At 71.2% G+C, this 6,675-nt stretch carries 5 protein-coding genes; 1 reads left to right on the top strand and 4 read right to left on the bottom strand.

Annotation, left to right across the window (positions count from 1 at the left end; translation table 11 throughout):
• The first annotated feature begins 235 nt into the window (after positions 1 to 235).
• Positions 236 to 1,903: a sensor domain-containing diguanylate cyclase gene (locus tag AC1D15_RS13635; protein WP_477826399.1), complete on the top strand. Its 1,668-nt coding sequence runs from the start codon at positions 236 to 238 to the stop codon at positions 1,901 to 1,903.
• A gap of 17 nt (positions 1,904 to 1,920) precedes the next feature.
• Here the strand turns inward: AC1D15_RS13635 and AC1D15_RS13630 are convergent, their stop codons facing one another.
• The 4 genes from AC1D15_RS13630 to AC1D15_RS13615 form a co-directional block, all read right to left on the bottom strand.
• Positions 1,921 to 2,352, bottom strand: a complete 432-nt coding sequence (locus AC1D15_RS13630) for a hypothetical protein (protein WP_477826398.1) — start codon at positions 2,350 to 2,352, stop codon at positions 1,921 to 1,923.
• Between the two features lie 414 nt (positions 2,353 to 2,766).
• Positions 2,767 to 4,383 carry a DHA2 family efflux MFS transporter permease subunit gene (locus tag AC1D15_RS13625; protein WP_052211599.1) on the bottom strand — a complete coding sequence of 539 codons (1,617 nt, stop codon included), beginning with the start codon at positions 4,381 to 4,383 and terminating at the stop codon, positions 2,767 to 2,769.
• Between the two features lie 30 nt (positions 4,384 to 4,413).
• Positions 4,414 to 5,751 carry an EmrA/EmrK family multidrug efflux transporter periplasmic adaptor subunit gene (locus tag AC1D15_RS13620; protein ID WP_477826397.1) on the bottom strand — a complete coding sequence of 446 codons (1,338 nt, stop codon included), beginning with the start codon at positions 5,749 to 5,751 and terminating at the stop codon, positions 4,414 to 4,416.
• A 49-nt stretch (positions 5,752 to 5,800) separates the two neighbouring features.
• The coding region (locus AC1D15_RS13615; RefSeq protein WP_477826396.1) for an efflux transporter outer membrane subunit at positions 5,801 to 6,675 on the bottom strand (875 nt) is incomplete at its 5' end.

Here is a 6,675-nt window from a genome sequence, read left to right as displayed (position 1 = left end):
CGCCCGGCGCAGGCGCCGCGGCCCCGGCGCCGCCGAACGGATTCGGGACGTTGGCGCAGCCGGCCACGGCCAGTGCGGCAGCCAGCGGCGCCAGGCGCGCGGCACATCGGGGCAGGTCCATGGGGGTCTCCGGTCGGGTGGACGCGGCATCGTAGCGTCCGATGCGCCGAATTGGCGACGCTCCCGCTCGCTTTTCCGCTCACTGCCGTCGCGGGCGCAGCATGACAATCCGCGCGTGATCCGCCCCGCCCACCTCCTGCGGCCGCGCCAGTGGCCGCTTCGCCTGCAGGCCAGCATGGGCAGCTGCGTGCTGCTGATGCTGCTGTCGCTGGCGATCGGCCAGCTGTGGGCCCGGCGGGCCGCCGACCAGGTGCGCACCGAGGCCGGCGCGGCGCTGCTGCAGACCGCGCGCAACATGGCCGATCGCCTGTCGTACGAGATGGCGGAGCGCACGCGCGACGTGCGCCTGCTGTCGCAGCTCGACGTGCTGCGCGGCACGACCTCGCCGGCCGAGATCCGCGGCGCGCTCGACCGGCTGCGCGCGACCCTGCCCGCCTATGCCTGGATCGGCGTGACCGATGCCGACGGCACCGTGATCGCCGCCACCGACGACGTGCTGCTCGGGCAGTCCATCGCCGCCCGCCCGGTGTTCCTCAATGGCCGCGAAGGCCTGTGGACCGGCGACGTGCACGAGGCGGTGATGCTCGCCCGCTACGCACCGAACTCGCCCGGCGAAGCGGTCAAGTTCGTCGACGTGGCCGCGCCGATCCGGCGCGCCGACGGCAGCCTGGGCGGCGTGATCGCGCTGCACCTGAGCTGGCAATGGGCCGACCAGCTGCGCCGCTCGGTGCTGAACCCGCGCGGCCTGCTGGCCACGCAGCAGCTGTCGGTGTACGGGCCCGATGGGGCGGTGCTGCTGGCGCCGCAGGCCGGCATGGGCCCGACCCTGGCACCGGCGCAGCTCGCCGCGCTGCAGGAGGGCTGGGCCGACACGCTGTGGAGCGACGGCAGGCCCTCGCTGACCGCGGTGGCCGAGAGCCGGCCGCTGCAGCAGTTCAAGGGCTTCCGCTGGCACGTCGTGGCCCGTGACCAGGGCGATGCGACCGCGGCGGCCACGCAGCAGGTGCGCGCCAGCGCGCTGGCCTGGAGCATCGGCATCGGGCTGCTGTGTTCGCTGATCGGCTGCTGGCTGATCGCGCTGCTGGTCGCACCGGTGGAGGAACTCGCGCATGCGCTGCGCGGCACCGCCGCCCGCCCGCGCGCACCCGGTGGGCCGGGCACATCGCTGCCGCGCCGGCGCAACGACGTGCAGCAGATCGCGGCCGCCGTCGCGCAGCTGCAGGACACGCTGAAAGACCGCGAGCAGGCGGTGCAGTCGCTCGAGCAGCGCGCGCTGCGCGATCCGCTGACGGGGTTGTGGAATCGCGGTTTCCTGGCCGAGATGGCCGAGCGCCTGGCCGACGACGTCGATCAGGCGCGGCTCGAGGTCTGCGTGCTGTGCCTGGACCTGGACGCTTTCAAGCCGATCAACGACCGCCATGGCCACGCGGCCGGCGACCAGGTGCTGGTGCAGGTGGCCAGGCGCCTGCGCAAGCTGGCGCGCGAGCAGGATTTCGTGTTCCGCCTCGGGGGCGACGAGTTCCTGGTGCTGATCACCGGCCTGCCGGGTGAAGGCAGCGCGCTGTCGCGCACGCTGGCCGAGCGCATCGTGCGCGACATGCGCCGGCCGATGAGCTACCTGACGCTGAACAACCTGCGGGTGGGCTGCAGCATCGGCGCCGCCGTCTGGCCGACGCACGGCGCGACGCTGGCCGAGGCGATGCGCCATGCCGACGAGGCGCTGTACGCCGCGAAGCACGCCGGGCGGGGGCAGTTCAGGCAGTACGCCGGGGTGTCGGGCTGAGGCGCTGAGGCCGGCGCTCAGGCGAAGCTGCGGCAATCCGCCAGCGGCAGGCCGCAGCCGTGCGGGTCCTCCGCGGCGAGCCAGGCCGCGGACACCTCGGTCGAGCTGCCGAGGAAGCGCTCGATCCACAGCATGAAGCCGTCGATGTCGAGCCTCGTCATCGGCATCGCCGACATGCTCAGCATCTCGCCGGTGTAGGCGTTCCAGCAGACCTCGAAGCGGGGATCGTCGCGCTGGGCGCGCGACAGGCAGCGCCAGTAGAGCTCATGCCCCGGCACCGCGACCAGCGAATGGCCCACCTGGGTGCCGATGCGCACGCATTCGAAGCGCGCGTCGAAGAAGAGGTCCACCGCGAAGCGGTCGTTGCAGACGAAGCGCGCCTGGTCACCCGCCACGCTGAAGGGCGAACTGCCGATGCGGCGGGCAAATTCGTCCAGGAGGATCTGCAAGGCGCTCACGTACCACTCGCGCTGTGGAGGCGCGGCGTCAGTAACGCGGACGTGCGCCGGGTTCCCTCGGGCGACACGACCGGCCGCACACAATGGGGGTCGCATGGACACCCCTCAGAAAGTGAACCGACGACGTGGGCGCGTTACTYAGCACGCGCCCCTCTCGGGGCATTCGATTCAACGGACCGCCTGACCCGGAAATCCCATGTCCCCTGTATCGCTCCCTACCGTCAAACCGCATGCAGCCCAGCGGATCGGCACCACCGCCCCGCTGGTGGTGCAGCACACGCCGGGACACCTGGGTCCCTACAGCATCACACCCGCGGAGCCGGGACCGGCCTGGGCCAGCCGCTATCGGCCGACGAACGATCGGCCGGCGAACGACGGCAACACGCCGCCGCCCGCCGAACCGGGTCAGTGAGCCCCGCCCCCACCGCCACCGGCGCCACCCTTCTTGGGCCGCGTCATCCACACCAGCCCGATCAGCAGCAGGAACAGCGCTGACGACAGGTAGAACAGGTCGGTCGCCGCCATCGTGTAGGCCTGCTGGTCGACCAGCCGGTTCACCGTCGCGAGCGCCTGGTCGGGGCTGTAGCCGCTGGCGCCGAGGTTCGACAGTGTCTGCGTCGCCGCAATGCTGTTGCCGTTCACCGTCTCGGCGATCTGCGCATGGTGCAGCACCGCGCGGTTCTCCCAGGCCGTCGTGAAGATCGACGTCCCGATCGCGCCGGCCGTGATCCGCACGAAGTTGCTCAGGCCGGCCGCGGCGGCCATCTGCTGCGGCTGCAGGCCCGAGAAGATGATGGCCTGCAGCGGGATGAAGAAGAACGCCATCGCCGCGCCCTGCAGGATCGTCGGCACCAGGATGGTGTTGAAGTCGGCCTGCGTATTGAAATGCGAGCGCATCCACAGCACCAGCGCAAAGCCGAGGAAGGCCACCGTGCCCAGGCGCCGCGGATCGATCTTGCCGATGTTCTTGCCCACCCACGGCGACAGCAGGATCGCGAGGATCCCCACCGGCGCCAGCGCGATGCCGGCCCAGGTGGCGGTGTAGCCCATGTACTGCTGCAGCCACAGCGGCATCAGCACCACGTTGCCGAAGAACACGCCGTAGCCCACCGACAGCGCCACCGTGGCGAGCCAGAAGTTGCGCCGCGCGAACAGCCGCAGGTCGACGATCGGGTTCTTCTCGGTCAGCTCCCACGCGAGGAAGAACAGGAAGCCCACCACCGCGACGACGGCCAGCGTGATGATCTGGCTGGACTGGAACCAGTCGAGCTCCTTGCCCTTGTCGACCATCACCTGCAGCGCACCGACCCACAGCACCAGCAAGCCCAGGCCGACGTAGTCGAGCGGCACCTTCTGCGGCACGGCGTCACGGGTGCGGTAGATCGACCAGGTGAACATCGCCGCGAGGATGCCGACCGGGATGTTGATGTAGAAGATCCACGGCCACGAGATGTTGTCGGTGATCCAGCCGCCCAGCAGCGGGCCGACCACCGGCGCGACCAGCACCGTCATCGCCCACATCGCCATCGCGGTGCCGGCCTTGGCGGCCGGGTAGCTCGCCAGCAGCAGCGTCTGCGACAACGGGATCATCGGGCCGGCCACCAGGCCCTGCAGCACGCGGAACGCGATCAGCGTCTCGATGTTCGGCGCCAGGCCGCACAGCCACGACGAGAACACGAACAGCAGGATGCTCGCCATGAACAGGCGCACCGGGCCGAAGCGGCGCGTGAACCAGCCGGTCAGCGGCACCGAGATCGCGTTGGCCACGCCGAACGAGGTGATGACCCAGGTGCCCTGGTTCGGGCTCACGCCCATGTCGCCGGCGATGGCCGGGATCGAGACGTTGGCGATCGAGCTGTCGAGCACGTTCATGAACGTCGCGAGCGACAGCGCGATCGTGCCGAGGACCAGCTGGCTGCCGGTCAGCGGCGGATGGGCCACCGGACGCGGCGGCGCGACCGGGGCGGGCGCAGGCGCCGGCGCTTCGGCGCCGGACACCGCATCGGCGGTGGTGGAGGACATGGGAAGGCTCCGCGGATCTCTGGGGCTGGCTTACTGCTTGACCGGGGTCAGCTTGACCGCGGCGGCGACGGCGCTCGACGCAACCGTCTCGCCCGCGGCGGCGGCCGGCGTCGCCGCCTCGCTGCGGCGTGCCGCCACCTTGGTGTCGGGCTTCAGCGCATGGCCGAGGTTGCTCGCGATGATCTTGCGCACCTCGCCGTCGGCCGCCTGGTTGACCAGGTCGAACACCGCCGTCTGCGCGACCGCCGAGCTGCGCTGCACATCGGCCAGCATCTTGCCGTCGGTGTTGCTCACGTCGACCTTGGCGTCCATCGACAGGCCCACGCGCAGCGGGTGCTCGGCAAGCTCCTTCGGGTCGAGCGCGACGCGCACCGGCACGCGCTGCACCACCTTGATCCAGTTGCCGGTGGCGTTCTGCGCCGGCAGCAGCGAGAACGCCGAGCCGGTGCCGGCGCCGAGTCCTTCGATCCGGCCGCGGTACTCGACCTTCTTGCCGTACACGTCGGCCTGCAGCGTGACCGGCTGGCCGATGCGCAGGTTCTTCAGCTGGCTTTCCTTGAAGTTGGCATCGACCCACAGCTGGTTCAGCGCGATCACCGACATCAGCGGCGCACCGGCCTGCACGCGCTGGCCGACCTGCACGCTGCGCTTGGCGACGTAGCCGTCGACGGGAGCCAGCAGGTCGGCGCGGCGCAGCGCCAGGTAGGACTCGCGCACGCGGGCCCCGGCGCGCTGCACGTTCGGGTGCTCCTCGACCGAGGTGTTGTCGGTCAGCGCCTGGTTCGACGTGAGCTGCTCGCGCGCGGCCAGCGAGGCCGATTGCGCGGCCGCGACGGCGCTCTTCGACGCGGCGAGCTGCGCGTTCGCGTGGTTGAACTCTTCCTTGCCGACGGCGCCGCTCGCGACCAGCGGGGCGCGGCGGTTCACGTCGTCCTGCGCACGCACGAGGTCGGCCTGCGCACGGGCCAGGTCGGCCTCGCGCAGCGCGATCTGCGCCTTCAGCGTCGAGTTGTTCGCGAACAGCGTGCGCACCTCGCGCACCGTCTGCGCGAGCTGGGCTTCGGCCTGGTCGAGCGCGACCTGCGCATCGGCCGGGTCGAGCTTCACGAGCGGCTGGCCGGCCTTCACGAAGTCGGTGTCGTCGGCATTGATCGCGAGCACGGTGCCGCCGACCTGCGGGGTCAGCTGCACGACGTTGCCCTGCACGTAGGCGTTGTCGGTCGACTCGTAGTGGTTCAGCACCAGCGCGTAGTACGCGCCGTAGGCGACGCCGACCACCGCGACGGCGGCCGCCACGGCGGTCAGGGCCTTCTTGCGGGTCGGGTTGCCGGTGACTGCGGGAGCGGTGTTGTCTTGCGGGGAGGTCATGAAAGGTTCTCCGGGGGACTTGCTGTGTTTGTATGGAATCGGGTCGGGATCAGGAGGCTTGCGCGGTGCGCAGCGGCGCGGCGACATAGCCGCCGCCCAGCGAGCGGATCAGCGCCACCTGCGTGTCGAGCGCGCGCGCCTTCAGGTCGGTGCCCAGGCGGCGCTGCGTCAGCACCGTGGACTCGGCGTTCAGCACCACCAGGTAGGTGCCGAGGCCGGCCTTGTAGCGCTGCGTCGCGATGTCATAGGCCGCTTCGGCCGAGGCCTGGGCACTGGCCTGTTCCTTCTGCTGGCGCTCGATCGACTGCAGCGAGCTGATCTGGTCGGCCACGTCGCGCACCGCGTCGAGCACGGCGGCGTTGTAGCTCTCGATCGCGGCATCGAGGTCGGCCGACTTGCCGCGCAGGTTGGCGCGCAGCCGGCCGCCGTCGAAGATCGGCAGGCGGATCGCCGGGCCGATGCCGTACTGCTGGCTGTCGGACTTCAGCAGGTTGTCCAGCCCGATGCTCGAAAAGCCGGCGAAGCCGGTCAGGCTGACGTTCGGGTAGAACTGGGCGCGCGCGGACTTCACGTCGCTGGTGGCGGCCTCGACGCGCCAGCGCGCGGCGCTGATGTCGGCGCGGCGGCCCAGCAGGTCGGCCGGCACGTTGGCCGGCAGCGGCACCGCCTGCACCGGCTGCAGGCGCGGGCTCAGCGTGTCGAGCGCGTTCGGGGCCTGCGCCGTCAGCGCGGCCAGCGCATGGCGGGTCAGCGCGATCTGCTCGTTGAGCGCCTCGACCTGCTGGCGGGTCTCGGGCAAGGCGCCCTCGCCCTGGCGCAGCTCGACGGTGGTGTCCAGCCCGGCCTGCACGCGCTGGCGGATCAGCGCGAGGATGTCGTCGCGCTGCTGCAGCGAGCGGGTCGCGACATCGCGCTGCTCGAGCA

The organism is Rhizobacter sp. P2_H2 (assembly GCF_056403375.1).
The sequence above is the reverse complement of the archived record's forward strand: the minus strand, read 5'-3'. Positions and strand labels throughout refer to the sequence as shown.